At 48.7% G+C, this 23,069-nt stretch carries 22 protein-coding genes; 6 read left to right on the top strand and 16 right to left on the bottom strand.

The features are described 5' to 3' along the window. Window positions 1-76: 76 nt before the first annotated feature. The 16 genes from AC6I8N_RS26520 to sctC form a co-directional block, all read right to left on the bottom strand. Window positions 77-2,665, bottom strand: a complete 2,589-nt coding sequence (locus tag AC6I8N_RS26520) for a hypothetical protein (RefSeq protein ID WP_497831580.1) — start codon at window positions 2,663-2,665, stop codon at window positions 77-79. A 13-nt stretch (window positions 2,666-2,678) separates the two neighbouring features. After that, window positions 2,679-4,454, bottom strand: a complete 1,776-nt coding sequence (locus tag AC6I8N_RS26525; RefSeq protein ID WP_497831581.1) for a hypothetical protein — start codon at window positions 4,452-4,454, stop codon at window positions 2,679-2,681. Window positions 4,455-4,471: 17 nt separating this feature from the next. Continuing rightward, window positions 4,472-4,894, bottom strand: a complete 423-nt coding sequence (locus AC6I8N_RS26530; protein ID WP_497831582.1) for a tetratricopeptide repeat protein — start codon at window positions 4,892-4,894, stop codon at window positions 4,472-4,474. Window positions 4,895-4,942: 48 nt separating this feature from the next. After that, on the bottom strand, window positions 4,943-5,494 hold the full coding sequence (locus AC6I8N_RS26535; protein ID WP_497831583.1) for a hypothetical protein: 552 nt from the start codon (window positions 5,492-5,494) through the stop codon (window positions 4,943-4,945). 58 nt (window positions 5,495-5,552) lie between these two features. Next, window positions 5,553-7,412 (bottom strand): hypothetical protein, encoded by a 1,860-nt coding sequence (locus AC6I8N_RS26540; protein WP_497831584.1) that lies wholly within the window; start codon window positions 7,410-7,412, stop codon window positions 5,553-5,555. 37 nt (window positions 7,413-7,449) lie between these two features. Continuing rightward, window positions 7,450-8,790 (bottom strand): hypothetical protein, encoded by a 1,341-nt coding sequence (locus AC6I8N_RS26545; RefSeq protein WP_497831585.1) that lies wholly within the window; start codon window positions 8,788-8,790, stop codon window positions 7,450-7,452. Between the two features lie 26 nt (window positions 8,791-8,816). Then, window positions 8,817-9,902, bottom strand: coding sequence for an EscU/YscU/HrcU family type III secretion system export apparatus switch protein (locus tag AC6I8N_RS26550; RefSeq protein WP_497831586.1), 1,086 nt, complete (start codon window positions 9,900-9,902; stop codon window positions 8,817-8,819). Then, complete coding sequence (gene sctT, locus AC6I8N_RS26555; protein ID WP_497831587.1) at window positions 9,899-10,654, bottom strand: type III secretion system export apparatus subunit SctT; 756 nt, start codon at window positions 10,652-10,654, stop codon at window positions 9,899-9,901. Before sctT ends, AC6I8N_RS26550 begins: the two co-directional genes overlap by 4 nt. Window positions 10,655-10,665: 11 nt before the next feature. Next, window positions 10,666-10,923 (bottom strand): type III secretion system export apparatus subunit SctS, encoded by a 258-nt coding sequence (gene sctS / locus AC6I8N_RS26560; RefSeq protein ID WP_497831588.1) that lies wholly within the window; start codon window positions 10,921-10,923, stop codon window positions 10,666-10,668. Further along, window positions 10,923-11,582, bottom strand: coding sequence for an EscR/YscR/HrcR family type III secretion system export apparatus protein (locus AC6I8N_RS26565; RefSeq protein ID WP_497831589.1), 660 nt, complete (start codon window positions 11,580-11,582; stop codon window positions 10,923-10,925). Before AC6I8N_RS26565 ends, sctS begins: the two co-directional genes overlap by 1 nt. Before the next feature lie 3 nt (window positions 11,583-11,585). Then, complete coding sequence (locus AC6I8N_RS26570) at window positions 11,586-12,611, bottom strand: FliM/FliN family flagellar motor switch protein (protein WP_497831590.1); 1,026 nt, start codon at window positions 12,609-12,611, stop codon at window positions 11,586-11,588. Then, window positions 12,595-13,575: a hypothetical protein gene (locus AC6I8N_RS26575; protein WP_497831591.1), complete on the bottom strand. Its 981-nt coding sequence runs from the start codon at window positions 13,573-13,575 to the stop codon at window positions 12,595-12,597. The genes AC6I8N_RS26570 and AC6I8N_RS26575 overlap by 17 nt, the downstream gene beginning before the upstream one ends. Window positions 13,576-13,819: 244 nt before the next feature. Beyond that, a complete protein-coding gene (locus AC6I8N_RS26580; RefSeq protein ID WP_497831592.1) occupies window positions 13,820-15,892 on the bottom strand; it encodes an EscV/YscV/HrcV family type III secretion system export apparatus protein in 2,073 nt (690 codons plus the stop codon). Next, on the bottom strand, window positions 15,882-16,205 hold the full coding sequence (locus AC6I8N_RS26585; RefSeq protein WP_497831593.1) for a hypothetical protein: 324 nt from the start codon (window positions 16,203-16,205) through the stop codon (window positions 15,882-15,884). The genes AC6I8N_RS26580 and AC6I8N_RS26585 overlap by 11 nt, the downstream gene beginning before the upstream one ends. After that, entirely contained in the window at window positions 16,189-17,271 is a 1,083-nt protein-coding gene (locus tag AC6I8N_RS26590; RefSeq protein ID WP_497831594.1) for an HrpJ domain-containing protein, read from the bottom strand. Before AC6I8N_RS26590 ends, AC6I8N_RS26585 begins: the two co-directional genes overlap by 17 nt. Next, window positions 17,268-18,929, bottom strand: coding sequence for a type III secretion system outer membrane ring subunit SctC (sctC, locus tag AC6I8N_RS26595; RefSeq protein ID WP_497831595.1), 1,662 nt, complete (start codon window positions 18,927-18,929; stop codon window positions 17,268-17,270). The genes AC6I8N_RS26590 and sctC overlap by 4 nt, the downstream gene beginning before the upstream one ends. A 563-nt stretch (window positions 18,930-19,492) precedes the next feature. Between sctC and AC6I8N_RS26600 the strand changes: the two genes are divergently transcribed. Genes AC6I8N_RS26600 through AC6I8N_RS26625 form a run of 6 tightly spaced genes read left to right on the top strand, consistent with a single transcriptional unit; the run spans window position 19,493 to window position 23,000 of the window. After that, on the top strand, window positions 19,493-20,539 hold the full coding sequence (locus AC6I8N_RS26600; protein ID WP_497831596.1) for a PrgH/EprH family type III secretion apparatus protein: 1,047 nt from the start codon (window positions 19,493-19,495) through the stop codon (window positions 20,537-20,539). A 10-nt stretch (window positions 20,540-20,549) separates the two neighbouring features. Further along, the gene (locus tag AC6I8N_RS26605; RefSeq protein ID WP_497831597.1) at window positions 20,550-20,822 is read left to right on the top strand and encodes a hypothetical protein; all 273 of its coding nucleotides are present in this window, start codon (window positions 20,550-20,552) and stop codon (window positions 20,820-20,822) included. Between the two features lies 1 nt (window position 20,823). Next, a complete protein-coding gene (locus AC6I8N_RS26610) occupies window positions 20,824-21,114 on the top strand; it encodes a hypothetical protein (protein ID WP_497831598.1) in 291 nt (96 codons plus the stop codon). Continuing rightward, on the top strand, window positions 21,114-21,851 hold the full coding sequence (sctJ, locus tag AC6I8N_RS26615) for a type III secretion system inner membrane ring lipoprotein SctJ (protein ID WP_497831599.1): 738 nt from the start codon (window positions 21,114-21,116) through the stop codon (window positions 21,849-21,851). The genes AC6I8N_RS26610 and sctJ overlap by 1 nt, the downstream gene beginning before the upstream one ends. Then, on the top strand, window positions 21,832-22,389 hold the full coding sequence (locus AC6I8N_RS26620) for a hypothetical protein (RefSeq protein ID WP_497831600.1): 558 nt from the start codon (window positions 21,832-21,834) through the stop codon (window positions 22,387-22,389). Before sctJ ends, AC6I8N_RS26620 begins: the two co-directional genes overlap by 20 nt. Continuing rightward, window positions 22,386-23,000 (top strand): hypothetical protein, encoded by a 615-nt coding sequence (locus AC6I8N_RS26625; protein WP_497831601.1) that lies wholly within the window; start codon window positions 22,386-22,388, stop codon window positions 22,998-23,000. The genes AC6I8N_RS26620 and AC6I8N_RS26625 overlap by 4 nt, the downstream gene beginning before the upstream one ends. The last annotated feature ends 69 nt before the right edge of the window (window positions 23,001-23,069 follow it).

A 23,069-nucleotide genomic window follows, 5' to 3' on the forward strand; every position in this document is an offset into this window, starting at 1 on the left:
AGGGTCGATAACAGAAAGATTGCGCCACCAGTGATGGCGCAAAGATAGATATTTAATATAAAACCCGAAGGAAAACTTACAAATGGCTGTGCAAACTTCCGCGCATCTTCTTCTGGCTTTGCTCAATATTTTTGCCCAAACTGTCCAACTCCTCCTGAAGTTTGCGTGCTTGTTCCGCTCTCGCTTCATCGCTGCGCAAGGAGCTGGCCTGTGTCTCTTTAGCCGTGTCACTCCTAATCACGCTAATTTTGGCTTTTTCAACTGCACTTATCATTGCCAGCGCGGTGCTCACCTGGGAAAGATGACCGAACGCATTCGCTACTGTCTGGAATAACACCATCGAGACAGTATCCAGATACTTCGCCCTGGAGTCAGCCTTGGCTTTAAGGTCCTGCTCTACGGCGATATTCTCCTTAATGGTGGTTCGGGCCTGTTGTAGATTCCTGACCGTTTTACTCACTGCACCCATAAAGGGACCTTTCAGCGCATTGAATCTATTCAAAATACCGATAAGATGAGGTTTATACATACTCACATCATTACTATCCATTGCAAGTCTGAGTTGTTTCGCAAACTCATTTTTAAGCAGCTCCGCTTCGTTTCTGAATACTCTGACATCGTGTAAATTATCTTTTATCTCCTGTGCATTCCTTTCTGGTAAGTCCTTTAATCGTTTATTTTTTGTCAACTCAAACAACGCGTCTTCAGCAACAAGGAAAGAGTCAGTTTTTCGCTCCATTTGTTTGGCGATATCTTCCAACCGACAAATCGATGTGGAGAGGTTAGCTTTCTCATCGTTATTAATGGTCGCCGTTTCGGGTGCGGCAAAATGCAAAGGGTGCAGTTCTCCTGTCCTTAGAAAATGTTGGCTGGTCTGTGCTTTACTCTTTAAGAACGTTCCCCAGTTCTGCTTCAGATGCCCCTCACTATTAAAAATAGTTTTGGCGAAATCTTTAAATTCCGCATTAAGACCGCCCTGAAGACCGCGAACATTTTGCAGCATGTCAAAGGTTGCTTTGGTACTGGCACCAAAAAGTTCGAAGCCGTCAACTTTTTCTCGCTTCGCAGGTGGGCATGGCGGTTCTGGGGGTGGCAGTGGAACGTTTTTCAAGTCTATGTGGTTCTGCGCTTCGGTTTCAGTTGTCACGGCAACAGAGGGGGTTGCGGAAGTGGCTACAGCCTCCGTTTCCTTAGGGGTCACCGCGTAACCATCATCTGACGACGAATACAATCTTTTCACTTCTGTTTGAACTTGCTGCTGTCCCGGCAGGGGTAAAGTGCTTGCAACCAATTCTTCCGATACCGCGATCGGGGTTTGGTTTTTCCTGTTCTGAACCGGAGTCGGCTGGGGAGTCTTAATTTCATTAACAGCGGCCGTTGCGGTTTCTGATGTGGCAGATTTTGTGCTTTTATTTACGCCAACTGCTGGGGCGCTTAAGGGGACCAATAGCAAATCGTTATACTCGACCTTGGTTTCTGTTGCCGGTTTTTGTTCCAGATTATTTTTTTGGATCTTAGCCACAGCAGAAGGCGCGATGGTTTGTTCATGTTCAACTTTGGTGTTATCAACCTGGTTATGCGAATTATTCACTGCCTTAACAAATTTTGTACTGCCTTTCATTTCCTGAACAAGGTCAAAATGTTGTTTTGTTTGTGCTCTACTTGAACCCATCAACGTAAATCGATCATTAAAGGGCATACTTTCTATTTTCATATCGACCGATGCCGACGTACTTTTGCTGGTGCCACTGATAAACAGCGCTCGGGGGCGAACAGCACGCCCCCCTTCAGGTAACGGCTGAGCTATTTGCGGTGTGACTTTGGGGAGATCTTCATATTGAGGCATCTCAGTTTTGGTTTTTTTATAGACCAAAGCATGATGGTATTTTTGTTGCTCCATCTCAGTACTCGCAACATCAGGTTTCAATGTCGCTGGCTCCGGTGTTTCTTTCACTTTAGTGCTATCGAATTTAATCCTTTTATTCTTCCAGAGACGCTCATTATTAATATTTAATTTATTTTCTATATGCCCATAGGCATCAATATTTTTCTGATGTTGATGGGCTTTCAAATGGAATTTGCTGGCACGAATGCTACTTACTGCGCCAGTGGACGTTGCCACCGAGGAGACCACCGCATTAGAAATCCCGGCTCCCAGGTCCTTACCTGCTTCTTTATATAGTTGCTGACTGGTGAAATGCTGCTGATTAAGTGAGGTCTGGGCCAGCAGTTCGATACCTGCTTTTTTTAACTGCTCGTCAAGAATTTGTGTTTTAGCTCGTTCGGTCTGTACATCCATCAGGTTAATCGTAAGCTGGTCTGTGGTGGTATGCAGCGTTGCCGCCGGTGCACCGTCTTTTCCCTCTTTTGCTGCTGAGCGACGCTTGCTATCAACCGCTGACTGCGCCAGGTTCTCCAGCGGATTCGCCTTCAGGAAAGCCTTGACGACGGCCAGTTGTTCTTGCGACGGCTCAACAGACTGAGGTGTCGCCAGGGTTGGAGTTCGCAGATCATGAATATCAACTAATATCATTTGTTCCAGTTCGCTCACCTCTAGCGACTTGAGGTTGAGTGATGTGGACAGTTTTCTGCTATTCTCCGTGGCTGATTCGATATTTGTTATTAATGGTAAAGCACGATGGGGTGATTGAATGAGTAAACTCATATATTGATATCCTTTAATGACGTGCAGCAATGTTCATTGTCAGCTTAATATTGCGCTGATTGATGTCGTGAACCAGTTCACTGATAAGTTCAACAAATTCTTTTGCTGTTTTGGTGGATTGTTCTATTCCCTTTGGCATATTTTTCATCATCTGGTAGAGCAGATCCTGCCAGAATTCAACCTGCTTGATTTCCGCCTGGCTATCACCCAGTGCCCGCTTGGTTTTAACCTGTTGGAACAGATAACCAAACTGCACCAGTTGCAGGCTTTGCGTTACCACACCGGCCCCTCCCTGGACTAATGAACTGCGTTTCTGTACCCATTGCAGGGGTTTCGCGAGTTTGGAGGCGTCAGGCACGCCGGGCAATTTCTTCAGGCAAGGCATTGTCTCGGTGAAAAAGCCCGCCAGGCGTTGGCCAAACTTGCTGGTTGAGAATTTTGAAATCCCTTTTGAGACGAGAATACTGGCAACCAGGACAATAATTTGTGCCAGCGCATTGGCGACATGCTCCACCCAGTCCCCGGATGCCCCCATCAGTTTCATCAGCTCAGCCAGCCCCTTCCCGATACCTTCCGCGATTTTTCCGGTCAGGCTGAAACCGGCGACCTCTTCCAGTACCACCTCCACAAGGGTAAACAGCAACGAAAACAAGATTGCGCCCGCCCCCGCAGTTAAGGCGCTTACCAACAATCCAACTAACGTCATGACAATGCGTGTCAACCACTTAAAGATGGTGCCTCTGCGTTCGGCGGATTGTTGTTGTTGTCGCGCCTTATCCTGCAATTCAGCATTATCTTTGAGTCGTTTTCTCGCCGTCTCAAGCATCACTGCCTGCATGGCATCGCTACCATGTTTTTCGATTTCGATTTTGAGTGTGCTCACAGAGATTTTGAGTCCACGCAAATTCAGCAACATACGCTCAAGATCATAAGTGGTGCCTCCTGCCGGGAACGCGAGTTCTGGCTGCTCTGCACTTTGCGGCGTGGCGGTCGGTTCAATGCTGTTTCGTTTTATGGCTGTCGGGTTTTGCAACAACACGCTAATCACCGCATCGAGGGCTTCATCCTGTACTGATTGCCATAACTCTCCCATCTCGTCTGCCAGCAACACCACATCGTTTGCCAGTTGTTGCAGCGTCGCCACATCAGGTCTTTCATCCACAAGCGAGGAGTCCGACGGCTGTAGTGACATGCTCGGTAACGAGGTCGCTGCCTGTCGTGTTGCGTGCAAGGGTTGTGGCGTCTCATTACACATCGGCGCAGCGGAGGTCATGAGCGTCGTTGGCAGCTTGACTTTATTTGCCAGCAGAGCGGCGTCTGCACGGGTAACGGGTGACTGATTTAACCCGGCTTTTTTCATTGCTGCCGTCAGCGACAGCCTGCTGCCAGTGCCGCGTTCTTGTTGGTTGATGATATCGTGCTGTGTCTGTGCCAGCAGTTGCGCTCGTTGTTGCTCCAGCTTTTGCACCATCTCACGATTCGCCGGCGACACCATTACATCAGAGGACTTTAGCGCAAACCATTTGACGTTCAGCAGTAACGCTTTTTTGTGATATTCATCGCCAAGCTGCTCGTTGCGCGCAGATTTTTGCTGCTGCGCTTTTCTCATGGCAATCAGTTCGTTCAACAGCACTTCAATTTCGTCAAGGAGTATATTTTTATTGCTGTGAAGCGTGAGTCGCTGCCGCTGCTCTCGTTCAGCCCGCTGTTCATCACGCGCTTTATTATTTTGTTGGGAATTAAAATGATACTGATAAATGTTGCGATAACTTGCTATGGATGCCGTCATGGCGTTTTCCTTTAATGTTAAACGTCCGGGGAACTATCCAGGGTGCTGAGATATCCCTGTGCTGTGAGTTTTAATTGTGCATCGTTGGTAGAGGCATAAACTTCTTCAAAGCACTCACGCGCCTGCACGTTTTTCTTAATCATTAAATGGCAGTACCCTAATTGCAATAAAGGCCGATAGTCATTATCCGCCAGCGCTGCTGCTGTCATATAGACCTCAATAGCACGGTGATACTGTTTTTTTAGTTGATACGTTGCAGCCAGGCCCATCTGATAATCTTTGTTTAAAGGGCGTAGTAAACACAGATATTGAAATAGTACATTCGCTTCTTCCAATTTATAACGTTGATAGAGATTCCAGGCACAACTGTAAAGATTATCCAGCGTTTCCTGATCACAGGCTTGTTCAGTTCTTTCGTTCAATATTTCTGTTTCTTCCATTGGAATTCTCCATTTTACAAATTTTTTCGTCGCATAACAGGCCAGTATTCAGGCAACGATACTATTAATGGATTTTTGCAGACGGGATTTACAGGAAATCTCAGGATTTGCCATTTTCCCAATAAGTGAAACCAGTTTATTCTGAAGTTTATTTGAGAAATCACCGAAATTATCAACCTGGTGTTTCATTCCGGTCAATACACCCAGCAGTTGATCATGAATGTCCGCAAACGGATTGATGATAACTTCATGTTTATCTTTTAGCGTGAAAGACATACCAGAACGATTAAGAATAGCGCTAACTTGTTCCATGCTCATATTAGCTGGAATTTTCACTGTGTGTTGCTGTGCTTCCACCATACGCATGACTTCGGCATAGACACCATGCCAGTCTGACCGAAAGGAAACAAAACCAGAAAGATAATGAAGTTTGCTAATCAAATCGGCATTCTCTCTATGCGCAAGCAAAAATTCTGTTTGATAGCCCGATAGCCATAATTCAAAAGAAAGATCATGCATAAATTGTTCTTCGGGTGTTCTTACTGCCTGTTTTTCATATTCGCTAAGGCGAACGCGAAAAGCCGCGTGAAATGTCGTCACAATGGAATTCCTTATGAAGTAAGATTCATGCAATACCCACCAATGAGGATAGATTGGGTTATCGAATCATTTTTGCCAGATCAGCTAACAAAGTTTCCGCAGTTTTCAGTAAGTTACTCAATGCTTCTTTAGTGTCATTAAACAATGACTTAGCAGATTCAGCTTTGGTATTCACTTTCTTAATGATGATATCGAACTGCGTTTGCGCCTGGGATAAAGTGCTATTAAACTGTGTAACTTGTTCAGGCGTAACCAGATAATTGTCTGACGAGACATTGCTCTGGAGTCCTTTCACCGCTTCTTTCATCATATTTGTGATGTCCATACCCAAATCTACCATTGCCACGGTACCGATGACTTCCGTCACGTTAATTCCTGTTCCTTCCAGGAGATTTTGTAAATCAGTGGAGTTAACATTACCGAGAACTAACGCCATCTGTTGTTCTAATGCGGAAATATCATCCAGCATTGTCAACAATCTATCAGTGTCCGCAATGTCAAAACGATGCTTGCCATCACCCGGATTCACGCCGCCGGATTTTCTTAAGATCTCCGAGTAGAGCTTATTGAAATCATTTATTTTTGATTGCCAGGAGGTAATAAGAGAGACGAGAGATTTGTAGAAGTTGAGATTGCTTTTATCAATGGAATCGAAAGCTGGAAGCATTCCATCTAACCAGCCGCTTAACGTACTGTCATCCGACTCAGGTACAGCAGCTTCAGGGTAGTAACTGTTGATTGCAGCAATTTGTTGCCTGAGGTTAGTTGTATATAAATATTCAGTTCCATACTGGCTGCTTAACTTAAGACACGAAATGGCGCGAGAAATCTCTCCTGACTCTACAGACTGCACTGCGTCTTTCAACCATATCAATATCGAGGTAAGTGTGTAAACTTGCAATCCACTAAGATACATCCGACCCGAAATTTCACTCACTCTAAACTCAATACCTGCCTTAGTCAGCAAATTATTCATCTCTTCAGATGTCATTCCTTCCGGCACATCGAGGTAAATACTACTGCCGTAGACATCAAATTTGCCTTTAATATATTCCATGCAGCTTGTCAATCGCTTATAAATGAAATCTAATTTCTTTTGCTCCTCTGAATTCAACTTACCACTTGAAGAAACACCCTTATACAGCGCATTGATATCATCCATAATATTTTTTATCGACGACAGGGTTACCAGTAAAAGCGACAAATCATGCCAGAGTTGCTCTTCTGGCGTCATCTTATCCTGGCCGATAGTAGTGATATCGTCTGCATAGGTAGTAGCCCCGGTACTTTTCGCTTGCGTAGTTGACTCTGAAGTTTCCGTCGGGGCCGAACGCAGCAGCGGGTTAGTTTCACTCTCTGTCGCATCCTGCTCAACAACCTCAGCAGCCAATGGCGCACTACGTGTATGCGGTACAGTTTCCTGCGCCAATGTTGTGATAAATGGCGAAAGCATCGTCTGTTGCTTATGCATCACTTTCTTCACCGCCGCCGAAACAGATTTTGATTGGCCGACATCGACCGCCTTTGTTTCTGCCTCGTCCAACTCGGCTTGCGCTGCCAGCAATTTTGCCAGTTGCTGCACCAGACCTTTAATTTCCTGTTGCACCTGCTGGTTGGTTGCCTCATAAGATGCCAACTTACTCAGTTGTATTGCATTACTTAACGCAAGTTTTCGTTTGGCGAATTCGTCCTGCATCTGCTGGCGCTGGTCAGCATTCTGCAACAGGGTTTTGCGGTTTTTCTGCCATTTTTCCAGAAAAGAATCGATATCTTCGGCCATCTCTTCAGAGGAAACGCGCGAGGGTTTATTGTCGCGCACTTCCCGCTCGTTTACCTTCTCCTCGCGCTCTTTATTATCCTGCGGAATGTTAAAATGTGGCTGGTAAACATTACGATATCCTGTGTAGAGTGAAGTCATGTATAATTTCCTGTTGTTTTCGTTAGCGTGATTTTCTTTACCTGAACATTTTCGCCAGCAATGACAATAAACTTTCCGCTGTTTTAATCAGTTGGCCTAAGACATTCTTGGTGCTGCTTAAGGACGCGATTTTTTTAATGACACGCCCGAAATGCGCCATCATATTATTGAGATTCGAGAGCTGTTCGGGCGTCATCATACCCTGTCGCTCTTGCGCGGTTTGTAGAGTAATAAAACATCCCAGCATGGCATCTTTCAGCATATTGGCGACATCGCTACCAATATTAATTAATGCTATTGAACCCACCAGCTCACCTGAGTTAATCCCGATATCTTCGAGTAGATGCGTCAGATCGGTTTCCGTCACGCCTCCAAGCATCGCTGCCATATTATCTTTAATGGCGGCGATATCTTGCAGTACAGTGAGCATGGCACCGATACTGCTGATATCAAATCGCTGCGTATCGTTCTGCGGCGTCAGACTACTGAGCGCAATTAACAACCCAACATATTGCGTATTAAAATATGTGACCTTATTTTCCCAACGTTGAATTAATTCCATCAATGACTTATAAAAGCTCATTTTGCTGTTTTCAGCTGCCTCACAACTCTGGCGTCGTTCGGACTTATCTGACATGTCATCATGCTCGCGTCGGACTTCCGCTCCAGGATGGAGCATCTTAATAAATGCATCCATTCTTCTTTGAATACTTACAAGTTTTTTTAATGTGATAGAAAATAACTGTTGATATTCACGTTGTAAGCTAGCTTCAATTAGTTGCATCACCTCAACCAATTCTGTCCGAGCTTCAAACAACTTTTCCACCCCACCGCTGATGGCTTCATGGGTGGGGGTGCTATTAATGACGTCACTAACGCTGTAATACGTCTCGCCAAATTTTACGATGGGTGAAGTTTTAGCTAGTTGGCGCATCAACGCTTTTTGTTCTGCTGGAGTCAGGATCAGCGCACCACTCTCTCTGGCTTTGCTTTCTATCTGATCCAGTTCAGTCTCCAAATCCAGTAACTGAACAATCCGTTGCGTGATGCCATGATTCTCTTTACGTACTAACTCACCTGATGAATCAAAAAATGCCAGCTGATCTTCCAGCATTTTTTTATTCAACTCAGATCGATGCGTATAAATTAACTCCAGAAAAAACTCGCACAGCGCAGGTTGCTCGCACAGTTTCCTTCGGTTTTGCTGCATCTGAAGAATTAAGTCATCAATGTCGTCTAAAACCGCCAGAAGACTTTCATCAGTGGATTTATCGACCTCGGTAATTTCCTGTTCGGTCGTTTTCTCTGGTTGATTATGGCTGTCGATTAGGGACTTGTACTGCGGCTGAAAGGGATAAGATCTTGAGATATTGCTCATGCCAATTCCTTTTCCACCCCCCGATATTACGTTTTCGGCAGGTTATCCGTTTCACTCTCTGCCCCATTCAGAACGATGTACTGCTTTTCCACTTCTTCCAGCCAACGCAGTGCCGTCAGCAGTGCGTCAAACCAGCGCCAGTGCAAAAACGTATACGGTTTCACCGTTTTGAACATCTCTCTGACCAGCTTTTTATCGCGATAAATGGGTTTGCCGATTTCGCTGGCGTAGTGCAGCACGGCTTGCGCCGCAGCACCACTTTGCACCAGCGAAACAAAAGGATAAGGTGATAACGTCAGGTTGAAATAGATACCTATGGCAATATGGGTGGGGTTGGCCAGTAATACTTGTGAATCACGGACATTCTTTTTGATGTCCTCATTTAATATCTCCTGATGCAGCTCACGCCGTTTATTTTTAATTTCCGGCTTTCCATTCTGCTCGCTGTTCTCCTTTTTTACCTCCTGGCGAGTCATCATTAATTCTTTAATGTAGTGAAAATATTCCAGCAAAAAATCAAGAATTGCAATTAACCCGCAAGTCAATAACACCGCCAGCAATGTGGTCAGAAACGCCGTTTCACATAAGGCGATGATGGTCCTTAATGTCGTGGCATTTACCCCTGACAGCAGCGAACGCAGCACCGCATAATATCCCAGCCAACTCACCACAGCGATAGCGGCAACATATAACAGTGATTTCAGCGTATTAAAGAACGTGCGCAGGGAAAAAATACGTTTGAATCCCGCTATCGGGTCCATACGTTTGAAATCAATTTTCAGCGACTGGGTCGCGATAGCAAAACGACTTTGCAGCAGCGAGGGAACAATCGACGATACCAGCGTGACGACCAGTAGCACCAACGTTGGCTCCACCAACACCATCATCAGAGCACGGAACCAGTCATGGGGATTAATATGATTGACCGTGGGCAACGTATTCAGCAGAAAATGCAGCGTCTCGTCCAGGCCGTTAAAAAAATAAAACAGATAAGTCATCACCACCACCAGATTGATGGTGGTGGTGACATCACGGCTTTTCAGTACCTGCCCACGTTTCGCGGCATCACGCTTTTTTTTCAGCGTCGGCAGTTCGGTTTTACTCTGATTCATCGTAGGTAAAAATAATGCCGCAACGGCATAAATTCATCAATCAACTGCTGAAAAGTGGTATGAAACACCGGATTATAAAATAGCAGCAGCACAGCAAAGGCGATCAGGCTTTTCAGTGATAATGACAACATAAAAGGGTTAAGTTGCGGAGTGTAGCGATACAGCACCGCCAGTATCATGTCAGTCAGAAACAGGGTAATCAGCACCGGCGATACCAATATGATGCCTTTAAGAATTGACAGGTCCAGTAACGTAATAAAGCTGGCGATCTTCATTAATGAGAAATCTACTGGCTGGCCGGGAGGAAACAATGCATAACTTTCCAGTAGCAGATTGCACAGATGAATAAACCCATTACCCGCCACAAAAACCACGCAACAGTAGAAATTGAACCAACTGGCCAGCGTAGATGAATCCACACCGCTATTGGGATCAAAGGTGCTACTGATGGTTGCCCCACGCTGGTTATCAATAAATTGCCCGGCCACATTGGCAACCCAGAACGGTAAGCCGATCGGAAATGCGATCAGTAAACCGAGGGTCACTTCTGTTAATGCCGTGCGCACCAGATGATTTTCAATGCCAGGCAAGGCCGGTTGAATATGTGGGATAAACGCCAAACCCAGCATCACGATCAAACAGCTTTTAATCATGCTATGCGTGAGCCAGTTACCCTGAAACAGCGGGATCACCAGGAACATCGGCAATACCCGAATATAAAACACCGCCAGCGCATAGAGTCCTTCCAGCATTTTATTACCTGTTAACTACGGCTGATCATGGTGAATAACTCGTTGGCATAATTCATTATTACCTGTGCCATCCAACCTGACAGTTGAAACAAGCATATCGATACGGCAATCAGCTTGATGCCAAAAGATAAGGTCTGTTCCTGAATTTGCGTTACGGTCTGAATCACCGCAACCAGTAACCCCACCAGCGTGGCAACAATCACCGGCCACGCGGAGAGTACAAGGATCAACCAGATGGCTTTATTACTGACATAACCGATTTCACCCATCACAACTCCAGATATTTGGTCAGCGTGCCCTGCACCACTTTCGCCCAGCCGTCAACGGCAACGAATAACACCAATTTAATCGGTAACGATATGGTGACCGGACTCATCATCATCATGCCGAGCGCCAGCAGAATGTTGGAGACCAAAATATCGATAACGATAAAGGGCAGATAGATATAGAAACCAATTTCAAACGCATCTTTAATTTCGGTTAACGCATAAGCAGGCAACAGCGCGAACACCGATGGCTCAGGCGGGTCCTGATAACCTTCTGCCACCTGGGGTGCGCCTTTATCTCGTTTCTGCCAGATGGTTGTGAAATAGCTGGTCAGCGCCGGGTCAGCAAATTTGGTCAGATAAGCGCGATAACTTTGCGTGCCCTCATTCATCAACCCCTGCATCGAGGCGGGATCGCTGTAACTGACGGGATGTTCATCGAGCCAGGCGATAATCGGCTTCACAACCGGCACCATAACAAACAACGTGAGAATCAATGCCAGGCCGTTGAGTGTCAGGTTGCTGGGTATCTGCTGAATGCCTAATGCATTGCGTACCAACGCAAAAACAATGCTGAATTTGATAAAACAGGTACCACCGGCGATCAGAAATGGTAGCGTAGCCGCCAGTGACAAGGTTAATATCAGTGCCGCTTCATTCATGATTCAGGGCTGTCCTGCGGCACGAAAATAGATATGGTTAAGAATCAGGCCTAGTCGCCCGTCAACTTCAACCAGTTCACCTTTTGCCAGCGTCTGGTTGCCGAGACGCAGACGGCTCGCTTTCAAACCGCCGCTGGTCAGCGGGACAAAGTCCCCGGCCTGTAATGCCATGGCCTGCGACAGCGGTAACCCGGCTTTTCCGAGTGTCATCTCCAGCGTCACTTCAACATCACTTAACGCCAGTTCAACAGCATCGACTTTCTCCGCCGCTAAACCAAATTCGTCGTCATCCTCGTCATATTCATCTTCGTCCTCATCATCGACCATATCCTCATCGTCATCTTCGAACATCCAGTTTTCATCAGGGTCCATTCGTTCCATAACGATTCCTTTTTCATCAAATTTCCATTGGCCAAAAAAACGTCCGGTTAGTGTCAGATATTGCTGGCGATGGGTGAGCAGCACTACATCGCCGGTTTTCAGTTCACGTAACTGGCTGAGCGGCATCACGCTCCATCCCACCCGACATTGCAATGGCAGATGCCACGCCGGATAGTTATCTCTTTGGCGTCGTGGCGGGATCGCCGGAACCTTGATACTGGGATGGTTATCCAGACAGAGCGCCAATGGCCCAAAGCTGGAGGAGACGCCATAACACCAGTCGGTCAGGTCCGCCGCCGAGGCTTCAGCTTGCGTCAACAGACGAATTTGTGATGCGTGCCAGACATTACCCGACAGTTCTAATCCATGCATTTCGAGGTATTGCGCCAGCAATGCTTGACGCAACTCTTTTTTCATCAATACAGAATCGGGTGGCGCGTTGGGTGCAAACACCCGTTCTGCCATACCTCGTACCGGTACAAACAGATATAAAGGGGCATCCCGGTCCTTGCCTTGTAGTTGCAGGATATCTCCCTCACCTTGTGGCATGTCGCCGCGCGAACATCGCTGACGATACAGCAAGTGATGAGCCGTTTTGGTCATTGCCGGAATGACAGGTGACTTCGGCATTTTATTGGTCACGTTCATCCCATGTACCATCAGTTTGGTTCACACGCTCCTGGCCGCTGGCACTGCCAAGATAAAAGGGTTTGGCCTGTCTGATGCCATGTAATGTCCAACTGGGGTCATAGGTCGTCAGCGATTGTTGACCAACCAACATAGTATTGAGTCGAACATCGCTGCTGGACGGCATAATCGCCTGCTCCGCCACCTGAAGTCTGGCTGATGTCTGATCATTTACGGCGTAACGCAGCACTACCTGCTCGGCCTGTAAATCAAGCTCGATGGTTTTTCCGACCACACTGGTGAGAACATCGTCTGTTGCCGCCACGGGTGACACATCAGAACGCTGCGCGCCCGGCAACGCGGCATCCGCTGGCTTTAACTGTTCAGCGTGGGTTGGCGGCGAGTTTGGTTGCATACCGATAACACGCAGCACCCCAAGGTCAGCATCGGCTATCTTCTCTGCGGCTTCATCAACCCCCCTGCGCAAGGTGACGATGCCCGCTGAGTTTTCCGTTACCGCTGCCACAGGAGAATGGACCGAGTTGGCAGGTGACACTGTCGACGGCTCATAGGGGCCACGGGGTTGGTTTACCCTCTGCACCGCAGACTTAATATCTGGCGGCATGTCGGTGGTTTTAACTACCCGTGCCGGTAAGGGAGTCAGCGTTGGTTTGTCACTGGCAGTATGTGGTGAGGAATCGGCTTCAGGTCGCGTGGCTGAGCCATTTAAGACCGTTAACTGCATCATCACCCTGGATAATGCCGGTTGTAACGGTTGTGACGATATCGACTGCTGGGGTTGATATTGCATAAAATCAATCCCTTCGTCCTGGGTTTTATAGCGTTTCTTGCTGCGATCGACAGCCTCTTGCTTACTCTGCACCAGGCGATCGGCCAGACATTGGGCAAGGTCACCTGTGTCTTCCGCGCAGGCTACCGCACCCGCGTTATTAATCATCGGGTTTGCGACGTTCGGGTTTGTCACTTTTTTCTCCTTTTCACCCTGCGTAATCCGGACTGCCATCGACAGCAATGGCGTAACGCTTTAGATGGTTACATCGCGTGATAAATCGCACCGCTACAGGACATGCCGTTTTTCATTTAAGAGAGATCTGACCGAAACAGGTCGCACTTTCCTTAGAGCAACCACAAATATCGGCAGAGCGAAAACCCGCACTTATTTTGCAGCGGCGCGATGTATCGCGCGACCTTATTAACCGGATGACAACCTATACCGTGGCAACAATTTGCAGTTGACTGTGATCTGAAATTTCTTGCCATGACAGCACATCAAGATCGGTGAATTTATTTTCCAACAGTTTCTTCACAAAACGGCGAATATCCATGCTACACATAATGACCAGCTCATCTGCGGCAAAGGCTGTTTCGGCAATAGCATTGGAAAACAGCGAAAAAATCTCATCCATTTGCCCAGGCTCCATATTGATCGAACTGCCGGAGCCGCTGGTCTTGATATTGCTGCGAATTTCCTCTTCTACGCCCTGGGTCATCATCACACAGCGAATAAAGCCACGACTCTGATATTTGTTTGAGATATAACGTGCCAGACGCCCCCGAACTAATTCGGTCAACGCCAAATTGTCTTTCTCTTTGCCCGCATGTTGAGCGATCGTCTCAAGAATTATCTTATTATTCCTGAGGGAGATTCCTTCACTGATTAAACGTTGAAAAATTTCTGAAACTCTCTGAACAGTGGAGTTGCGATACACTTCTTTCATTAGCTCAGGTGATTTACTGTCAATTTTATCCAGCATTTCTTTGGTATCCTGAATACCAAAATATTCATTAACCAGACGGCTCAGCGCGCGGGACATCAGGCGGTATATTTCCTCACGAGCACTGCGACTTTGAATATTGAGGGGGGCTAACTGGCTGGCATAGTTTTCGTCGCACCAATATTGTGGCGGCGTGCGTTCCAGACGCCTCAGGGGGATATGCAATGATTCCAGCATGGCTAATTGATCAACCGCCATGATGCGACGCTGACCTGGCAATACCTCAATCTGGTCAACATCAATTTCATGAATCAGTAATTTCACAACTCCCTCAGGAATTCCCTCTTTCGCCAGAAGCTCAGTTCGTGGTAAGGGAATGCCAAACTCCAGAAAAAACGATTGTTGAAACCACGTCATATCATCAGGTTGATTGAGCCACTGGTGGGTTTGTGGCGCCATCACCAACATCACCGGAATGGTTTCAGGAAACAGTTGCCCATCGGCTTGTTCCTCGCCTTTCGCCGCGGCTTCCTCAGCCGCCAGGATCTCCTCAGCAGTACGCATCAGACCGACCCGCTGGAGCGAAGTCACTAATTGCGCCTTGAATTTACCATCCCGTTTTATCACTACCACTATCCCCAGCATCGCAGCCAGTGAGCCGAAGACCATCAGTGGAAAACCTGGTAGCAATCCAACAATCAGTACCATCACCGCAGCGCCACCCAATACAAAAGGGTTGCTGAAAAGTTGTAGAACAATGCTGGCACCGAGGTTCTTGTTATCATCATTGACGCGCGTGACCACAAATCCAGCGCCAATCGAGATCAGCAGTGCCGGTATCTGCGCCACCAGTCCGTCACCAATAGTCAGCATGGTATAGATGTCCAGCGCTTCGGAGAAACTCATGCCGTAGGAGTGCTGCGCAATTAAAATGCCGCCAATAAAGTTGACCAGGATGATGAGCAGACCGGCAATAGCATCGCCTTTTACAAAGCGCATCGCGCCATCCATCGAACCGAATAACTGACTCTCCTGCTCGAGGCGTTTTCTTTTAACCGTAGCCTGTTCAGCCGTCAGGCTGTTGGCCTTCAGATCACCATCGATACTCATCTGTTTACCGGGCATGCCGTCCAACGAGAAACGCGCACAGACTTCCGCCACACGCTCCGAACCTTTAGTAATCACGATGAATTGCACGATGGTGACAATGAAGAAAATCACCACCCCCACCGCGAGGCTGCCGCCAATCACGAACTGACCAAAGGTGGACACCACCTCACCGGCATATCCGTCTAATAAAATGAGTCGACTGGTGCTGATAGAGAGCGCAAGCCGGAATAACGTGCTGATCAGCAATACCGCCGGAAAGGTGGAGAACTGGATCAGATCATTGACATAGAGTGAGCTGAGGAAAATCAACAGCGCCAGGGCGATATTCAGACCAATCAGAAAATCAATCAGCCGGGGTGGCAACGGGATGATCAACATGGCAATCACCGTGCCAATCAGAATGACGATGGCCAGTTCCGGTTTAATCAACGCAGACAGACCCAGTTTACTCAGCATGCAGCCACTCCTTTAGCTGTGCGGTAACCGCGTGGAGGTCGCGCAAAATCTGGTTGGTCAGTTCCTCATAAGCGCGATGTAGATAACATTTCTCGCGAAGCAGTAGCAGCAGATAACCAGGATACTCACGCTCAACCAGGCTAATCAGCGCCGCTGAAAACGGCACCTCAGCTAACAGCAGCAATATCTCACAACCATGTTGCCGACGATGGAGATAGACGGTGATGCCCCCTATATCAAGCTCGATGCCCGCGCCAGGCTCCAATTCATGCCACGATCCTAACAATCCGTTCTCTTCAACATCCCACATCATGTTGCCCTGTCCCTTGTCCCTGCCAACGCTCGCTAAGTTCCTGAACGATTTTTGCATCCAGCCGTGCCCGATCACTCTGCTCTTTAAAGAACAAGTCGGGCAATTCCACCAACGCGGCACGCAACTCACGTAAAAAGCGCGTTTGGCGGGAATGATCATTTAACAGTTCGTGACACTGTAACGTTCGCCATTGCGGTAAAAATGTCACAGGCTGTGCAAGGATAGTGCGGAGAAAATGGACTACCGGGTCAGCCAGAGTGGATGCTGCCTGTTCTGAAGCCGACTGTCCGGCCGGGGATAACTCACAGACACGTTGCAGCAGGGTAGAAAAACGTGACATGGCGAAGATTTTGTTCTGTAGTGTACTCAGGTGTGCGGGTTGCGTGCTCGGTCGCAAGGCATTCATATCGTGACGTAAAGCCCGCGATATATAGTGAAACAGGGAGCCAAGACTGTCGAGCTCGGCCTCATCCGTCATGGCCCAAAAGAAACCATCTTCGTCATCTTCTGACCAACTCAGCCATACCCGATACCAGCGCCGCAGTTGTTGCGGGGTAAAACGCGTCATTCTGGCGTACTGCTGTGTGAGGGCATGGGTATTCGCCCCGGCCCACATCGCCTGGCGCTCCTCTTCGCTGGCCTCAGCCTCCAGCAGATCCAAGGTTTCCTGCAATAACAGCCGATCCAACAACCAGTTGCTGGCGTTAGCCAGTAAGGCTTTTAGAATCAGCAAAATATCAGTGGCATCGCTATAACGCTGGCGCAACATCAGCAGCAGCTCGCTGGCACGGGTGACCGGCTGAATGTCAGGCACCAGCGAAGAGGCGTTACCCTCAACATCCAGTTCCACTTTGCTGTTAATATTCTCAGCGCTGACGGCTTTCGCCATGCCTGGCAGACCGAACATCGGCCGCATCAGGCCTAAATCATCAGAAATGCCAATCTGTTCCATCAAATTTGGAAACGCTGATATCTCAGTGATTTTGTCAGGCACATCCTTCCGGCTTCCCGCACGATCGCTACTGACTTCGACAAAGCCATATTGGCTGCTAATCGGGCTACTCATGGCAGGCTCCGATCAGTTTCCTGACGAGTGCGCTGTAGCCACTCTTCCAGACGGGTAACCGAGCTGTCCGGTTCGCTCAGGACGCGCGGTTCAATCAGAAACAATCGCACCACATTGGTGCTGCGCGGCTCCTGATAGCGGAACAAGGCGCCCACCAACGGGATACGACTCAGTAACGGAATGCTGTTACGGTCATCAACCCGCTCGCTGCGGGTATAACCGCCAATCAATAGACTGTCGCCGGAGGGGACGCGTGCCACAGTTTCGATACGTGTCTGACTGACTTGCTGATTATTCACATCAGCGGCGGCATCACTGCTGCCGTCCTCCACCGTCAGTTGCATTTCCACCTTCGGCAGTTGCCCAATCGCGGTGATAATGCGCGGAGTGACAGATATCAGCGTGCCATAGGTGATGGTTTTCAGATCGACAAAACGCTCGGCTTCCAGCTTGATGTAAAAGGAGTGGCTGTTGTCAAAATAGGCGGTGACATTATCCTGAGTCAGCACCATCGGACGCGAGATAATCCGTGCCTGTGACTTCTCGGTCAGCGCGTGGATGCGCGCCAAAATCGCGCTGGTTGGTACCAGGGTTTTCGCTGCACCAATTGGGTTGATTTCGCCTGTCAGGCTGCCATCGGTGAAGCTGCCCGACCACTTAATTCCCAGCCGCTCGACCTCGCTTTCTTTGACATCGATGATTTGCAGGCCAAGCTGCACCTGCTGGCGGGGATTATCCAGTTGCCGTATCAGGTAACGCGCATCGCGGATTTGGGTAGGATCACCACGCAGAATGACGCTGTTGCTATCGTTGTCGCCAAGGATCCATAACTGCTGACCAGATGACTGCGGGGCAGTTAACGCGACCGTTTCTCCTTCAACCGCCGGCGTCGCCTCTTCCAGGACCGGTGGTAGCAGAGAAGGCGGTTGCCCGGCCTCACGGCTGGCAGTAAGCGTCAAACGATCTGCCCCTGTCCATAACGCCCGTAGCGTATCAATTAAACCGGGTTCCGTGACTTTTTCACCGCGCAGCGTCAGGGTACGGGCAAAGATAGGACGATAACGTACCCGCACCACGGCAACCGTCGCGGTGACACCGCCCCGATCTTCTTGCGCCAATTGCTGTTGTTTATCCAGCAGTGCTGCGGTTTGCGTCACCAACTGGACATATTTGGGTGGCCCGGCAAGGTAAAATGAATGGGCGTCGGGACGCGCTTTTAATGGATAGGTTTCATCATATAACCCGGCATCGCGCAGCGAGCGCACCAACCCCTCGACACTCATATGCTCCAGGCGCACCAGCGCACTGGTCAGTTCATCCTGGCGATAAACGTAAATCGCCAGACCATCGAAATACCAAATCAACCCCATATCATGGCAGAAGACTTTTAACGCAAGCATCGAATCAGTCAGGTCAAACTGACCCGACACCTCCATTTTTTTGCTGGCGGTACTGAGGATGACGGGTCTTTCCAGTAGTGCTGACAGCGCCTGAAAGTAGACCGTCACCGGTTGTTTCTGCAACGTCAGCAACGCCGGTTCCTTTGCCGGTGCAGAAAAAGTCATAAATAACAGCATCAGGCTGACCGGCAGGAGGTAAAATTCCGCCCATGCCCGGTTGAGTGCCGTATTCCATTGGTGTCGTCCTGTGTTACTCACCCGGCCCCCTCTTCCATGATCAAGTTTCCTGACATTTGTTGTGCCAGCCAGCGCAATAACGCCTGACATTTGGCACCCTTTTGTTCTGGTTCGATGACGTCTAACACTATGCGGCAACTGCTTTCGTCCGGGAGCATATTAATGCTAATAGTTACGTGTTCACGTAATATCAATATGGCCACCGATAACAAGCTATAGTGATATGAAAATAATTCATCCACAGCCAATCTGGCATATAAGATCATCCAATCCTTCCCAGCCAATTAATTTATTTTCGACACAAGAATATAGCTTAATATTACCGATAAGCGTCCAATAAAACCATGCAGGCAGATTTGATAATCTTCTGAAAAGGATGATTTAAATCTGATAAATACTTCACCTTACATATGAAAAATAGAAATTAAGCACTTACATAACAACAAGTAAGCACCAAAAGCCGCTAAAAAATGCATTCTATTTACCTTTTATTGGCTTTCATAATTGGCATATATCCATAAAATACCAGAAATCAATTTCATTCTTCCACGGCGTGGAACCGTATTGTTAACCTTGGGTTTATCATGTTTTCACTAAAAATTCTAAATGGTCCACTGAGTGGTTTTGATATGATGTTGAACAGTGGATTGTGGCACCTTTATCTATACAACCAAAATAATGAGCCCGAACAAATCCGGGTAGCCAATAATGTGAAAGTCGCCGGTGACAATGTTATTTTCATTCCGGTGTATGGCGACGAAAATGCACGACACATGCAACTGGAACTCGGAGAAAGCGTACAGGACTGCCGCTATGGCTGGCAGGACGAGCCAACGTCTTTTCAACTACTCACACCTCAACAAAAAACAGACTTCGGTGGCCTCAGTTTTGCGCTGAAGCCACAACAGGAGAACTGGTCACTTAACCGTGACTCGGGCACTGAGACACCAGTCGATGTGGATGACAAACCGGTAAAACACACCACCCGCACTGGGACTGTCTCTCCATTGAAGCTTGTTATGCTGGTTTGCATGCTGATGATCTGCGTGTTATCCGCTGTTTTTTATTATGTTGTGCCTTCAACCTCGCAGGAGAAGTCGCCTCAGGCCAGCAGCAGTTTTCAGCTCACGCCCAAGGTGCGCAAGGTAATCCAGCGACGGCTTTCAGAGGCCGGTATTCTGTGGCTCACCCTCAGCCAAAACGAGCAAAACAAAGTGGTGTTGCGCTTGCTGACCGATGGGCAAAAGGATGCGGTACAACGCGCAACACAAGTACTCCAGCAATCCTGGCCCCAGATGGGTACGGTAATTATCCATCCGCATTCAGTGCAGGAGATGCAGCGCGAATTGCAGCTGCTCTTTGCCCAAACCGGCATTCAGTATTATCAGGAAACCACCGCCGAAGGGATTTATGTTGCTGTACGCCAGGCGCTGGCCCCGGAGGCGCTCGATTTTCTGAACAAACGCCTGAGCGCGTTCTACCTGCGCTGGGGAAAGCAGCGCGTGCATGTCTCTATTCAGTTACCTGACACCAGCGATACGCCACGCGCGGTGCTTCAGCGTGGTCAGGATGACCTTATCTGGGACCGGAAAAATCACATCTTCCGTCCTGTTTTAAAGCAACCACTATAAGGAAAGTGAAATGAGCTCAATCTTCACTGATACACCGACAGAGACAAAACCGCTCAGCGGTAGCTTTTTACACCTATATGGTGTATTCGAAGAAAAACTTAAGGCAGCCCATGAAGCGCTGGGTACAGCAACTGCGGACTGGGAAGAAACCCCTACCGATCCAAAACTTACGCTCAAAATGCAGGCTGCCCAGGGTGACCTCGGCAACCTTACCCGCGGGGTGGGTAGCCTGATCAGTGCGCTGGTCGCCCTGCAAAGCGAAGCGACTCAGAAGATTAAATAACATGGCGCAAATTCATCTTTTCGCCCTGCCGGACATGGCTGGCGCACTCAACCATGATGTCGAAGTCTCACTGGACCAACGGATGATTGCCGCCATGAGTCAGATGATTACGGAGAATCAACAATTGCGTACAGCAGGCACTACAGCGATGGATAACGCGGTGACCAACAATTCGCCTGGCGAGATGCTGAAATCTCTGGCCCTGCTGGGCGATCATAAAATTCACACCGAGACGCTACTGGCCTTCGCGCGTGAAGTGAACCGAGGGATTGAAACGCTGGTTAAAGCCTGATGAAACTGTTTGCTACGGGTAAAGTCTGCCTTTTGGCCTTGCTGATGTTACTGCTCACCGCTTGTCGCGATGAGGTGTTGAGTGGATTAAGCGAGCGCCAGGCGAATGAGGTCATTGCATTACTGGATCGTAACCAGATCCCGGCGACCAAAGTGCACGGTGAGAAAAAAATGTTTAATGTACTGGTCGATCAACAGCACATGAAGCAGGCGATTGCCGTCATTGCCGACTATCGCCTCCCTTCACACGATGACGTTGAGATCGACCGTTTTTTCCCCACCGATGCCTTAGTCGCTTCGCCACGGGCTGAGAAGGCGCGCCTGATCTCCGCGATTGAGCAAAAGTTGCAGCAATCGCTACTCAGGTTGGATGAAGCGGTGGAGGTACGGGTGCATATCACTTATCCGCTGGAGGATGAGACGCGCCTGGCCCATCCATCAGATAAACGTATTTCGGTACTGATGCTCCATCGACCTCTGGATGACGCCACCATCTTCGCCAATAAGATCCGTTTATTTATTTTGAACAGCTTTCCTGACGTCAAGCTGGAAGACATTACCGTGGTGCTGTTCGCTAAACAGGAGCCGCCACATCCCTCCTCGCATCCGGCGGAACCCTCTGGCACCAGTGCCATCATCATGATTGGCGTGGGGATGCTACTCATGACGGGCTTGCTAATTATCGCGGGGATTTGGCTACACAGACGGAGGGCATCCCGTGCAAACCAGATTGCATAAGCAACTATGTCAGCTGGGAGATATCAGCAACTGGTTGCACCCGCTGCGTCGACCTCAGGAGTACGCCGGACTGAACCGGCTACAGCAAAATCGGCTGCTGAGTTTACATCATCAGTTCAGGCTACCTCACCCTGATGCGCTCACCAGCGCCCCCGGCAGCGATCTCATCGCCTGCTGGGGGCAACTCCCCCGACTGAGCCTGCTGGCGGGCAGCCTGGGCCTGATCGGTGCAGTACATAGGCAACGTTTGCAGTCGTTGTATCAGGTCAGTGACCTCAGCTATATCACCGCCTTGTCCCTACAATGCTTCCCCATCCTGGCCACGGATGTCGGAACGTCGTTAAACGAAGCGCTATTGTGTGAACGTGGCTGGCTGGCGCTCTGCCAGGCGTTTAACGCATCTACTGAAATGACACAGGCTGGCAGGCTGGCGTTGCCACCCCTTTCCTGCGACACGCGAGTACCGCTGACGGTATCGCTGCGTGTCTGCCTGACACTTAACAAACTTTTGCATTACGTTCAGGAAATAAGGCTATGAGCAGCATTGAACTGTTTTCGGCTTATGCCCTGCGCTCATCATCTGCGGTGACCTCGTCATCACTGGATGCGATGATGATACAGCGTCTGTCATCCCAACCGAGCGGTCAGGTTTTTCAGGAAAACGAAGAGACGCCAGCCCCCACCGTGAATGCCAAAGAAAAATTTTTGCAACGTTATGCGCAGGCTATCGCCGCCGGGGACTTTATCCTCGCCTACGACAAAGACCCGCAGAAGATGTGTAAGCAATTCGCCGCAGATCTCGCCCTGCTCTACCAATTGATGTTACCGGCCGAGGAGGATAAAGAAATTTTGCAACCTCCGTCGATATCAGAAATGGAAGACTGGTTGATTGCGCTGGTGCCAACGCCGGACGAAGAAGACGCCAGCGGAAAAGATCCTGTAGAACCGACCGATGAACAGAATTTTCTGTCGCTGGCATTCAACAATTTCCAGCTGATGTACAAAAAGAACTGGCAAAATATCTTCGATAAGCTGAAGGAGGAACGAGGCAAACCCCTGGCGGTGGACTGGGAGCAAGGGTTAGCCCAACCGAACTGGCCCTTTAGCGATGCCGAATATACCCCGACGGCTAGCAGCAGCAAAACCTGAGTCATCCGTTATTCAGGACACAAGCGAATAAAACTCTGAGACCCTGCGCAATTTATACCCCCCTTCATA

Source organism: Pantoea sp. X-Soil-TKNS-1279, assembly GCF_059730565.1.

What these genes read in the sequence shown, in the direction of transcription:
- AC6I8N_RS26590 (WP_497831594.1), bottom strand. Translation starts at nt 17,271, where the DNA reads ATGAGTAGCCCGATTAGCAGCCAATATGGCTTTGTCGAAGTCAGTAGC.
- AC6I8N_RS26600 (WP_497831596.1), top strand. Translation starts at nt 19,493, where the DNA reads ATGTTTTCACTAAAAATTCTAAATGGTCCACTGAGTGGTTTTGATATG.
- AC6I8N_RS26520 (WP_497831580.1), bottom strand. Translation starts at nt 2,665, where the DNA reads ATGAGTTTACTCATTCAATCACCCCATCGTGCTTTACCATTAATAACA.
- AC6I8N_RS26540 (WP_497831584.1), bottom strand. Translation starts at nt 7,412, where the DNA reads ATGACTTCACTCTACACAGGATATCGTAATGTTTACCAGCCACATTTT.
- AC6I8N_RS26580 (WP_497831592.1), bottom strand. Translation starts at nt 15,892, where the DNA reads ATGCTGAGTAAACTGGGTCTGTCTGCGTTGATTAAACCGGAACTGGCC.
- AC6I8N_RS26530 (WP_497831582.1), bottom strand. Translation starts at nt 4,894, where the DNA reads ATGGAAGAAACAGAAATATTGAACGAAAGAACTGAACAAGCCTGTGAT.
- sctJ (WP_497831599.1), top strand. Translation starts at nt 21,114, where the DNA reads ATGAAACTGTTTGCTACGGGTAAAGTCTGCCTTTTGGCCTTGCTGATG.
- AC6I8N_RS26605 (WP_497831597.1), top strand. Translation starts at nt 20,550, where the DNA reads ATGAGCTCAATCTTCACTGATACACCGACAGAGACAAAACCGCTCAGC.
- sctS (WP_497831588.1), bottom strand. Translation starts at nt 10,923, where the DNA reads ATGGGTGAAATCGGTTATGTCAGTAATAAAGCCATCTGGTTGATCCTT.
- AC6I8N_RS26550 (WP_497831586.1), bottom strand. Translation starts at nt 9,902, where the DNA reads ATGAATCAGAGTAAAACCGAACTGCCGACGCTGAAAAAAAAGCGTGAT.
- AC6I8N_RS26565 (WP_497831589.1), bottom strand. Translation starts at nt 11,582, where the DNA reads ATGAATGAAGCGGCACTGATATTAACCTTGTCACTGGCGGCTACGCTA.
- AC6I8N_RS26625 (WP_497831601.1), top strand. Translation starts at nt 22,386, where the DNA reads ATGAGCAGCATTGAACTGTTTTCGGCTTATGCCCTGCGCTCATCATCT.
- AC6I8N_RS26570 (WP_497831590.1), bottom strand. Translation starts at nt 12,611, where the DNA reads ATGAACGTGACCAATAAAATGCCGAAGTCACCTGTCATTCCGGCAATG.
- AC6I8N_RS26525 (WP_497831581.1), bottom strand. Translation starts at nt 4,454, where the DNA reads ATGACGGCATCCATAGCAAGTTATCGCAACATTTATCAGTATCATTTT.
- AC6I8N_RS26585 (WP_497831593.1), bottom strand. Translation starts at nt 16,205, where the DNA reads ATGATGTGGGATGTTGAAGAGAACGGATTGTTAGGATCGTGGCATGAA.
- AC6I8N_RS26610 (WP_497831598.1), top strand. Translation starts at nt 20,824, where the DNA reads ATGGCGCAAATTCATCTTTTCGCCCTGCCGGACATGGCTGGCGCACTC.
- sctT (WP_497831587.1), bottom strand. Translation starts at nt 10,654, where the DNA reads ATGCTGGAAGGACTCTATGCGCTGGCGGTGTTTTATATTCGGGTATTG.
- AC6I8N_RS26545 (WP_497831585.1), bottom strand. Translation starts at nt 8,790, where the DNA reads ATGAGCAATATCTCAAGATCTTATCCCTTTCAGCCGCAGTACAAGTCC.